The sequence below is a fragment of the Streptomyces flavofungini genome, from assembly GCF_041028215.1.
In the GTDB taxonomy this organism is placed as follows: Bacteria; Actinomycetota; Actinomycetes; order Streptomycetales; family Streptomycetaceae; genus Streptomyces; species Streptomyces flavofungini_B.
In genome coordinates this window covers 1-622 of record NZ_JASKYR010001534.1, presented here as the reverse complement: position 1 = coordinate 622, position 622 = coordinate 1, and the positions used below count along the sequence as shown (strand labels likewise).

Annotated in this window: 1 protein-coding gene; it reads right to left on the bottom strand. The window is 78.0% G+C overall.

Features of this window, described 5'->3' with window-relative positions; genetic code table 11:
• Nucleotides 1–424 (bottom strand): PTS sugar transporter subunit IIA (locus tag AB8Z36_RS42050; protein ID WP_369218570.1); only part of this gene is annotated, 424 nt, incomplete at its 3' end.
• Nucleotides 425–622 lie beyond the last annotated feature (198 nt).

Below are 622 nucleotides of genomic sequence, written 5' to 3'. Positions count from 1 at the left end.
CCGCCGCACCGGCGCTGTCCGCCGCCCGCAGCGCCCCCGTGAACTCCGGGTTCATCAACTGCCTGGCCAGCGACGACAGGATCGTCAGATGGGCGTCGTCGGCTCCGGCCGGAGCGGCGATCAGGAAGATCAGGTCCGCGGGGCCGTCCGGGGCCCCGAAGTCGATGCCGCGCGCCGAGCGGCCGAAGGCCAGCGTGGGCTCGGTGACGTGCGCGCTGCGGCAGTGCGGGATGCCGATGCCGCCGTCCAGGCCGGTCGGCATCTGTGCCTCGCGGGCCGCCACATCGGCGAGGAACCCGTCCAGATCGCTCACGCGCCCGAGGGCCACCATGCGCTCGGCGAGCGTCCGCGCGGCGGCTTCCTTGGTGTCGGCGGACCGGTCGAGTTCGAGATCGACCAGATCCGCGGTGATCATGTCGGTCATCGCGGGCTCCTTCGCGCGCGTATCGCCCGGCTGGGGGCGGGGGCTACAGGACCCCCCCCCCCCCCCCCCCCCCCCCCCCCCCCCCCCCCCCCCCCCCCCCCCCCCCCCCCCCCCCCCCCCCCCCCCCCCCCCCCCCCCCCCCCCCCCCCCCCGGCCACCATGCGCTCGGCGAGCGTCCGCGCGGCGGCTTCCTTGGTG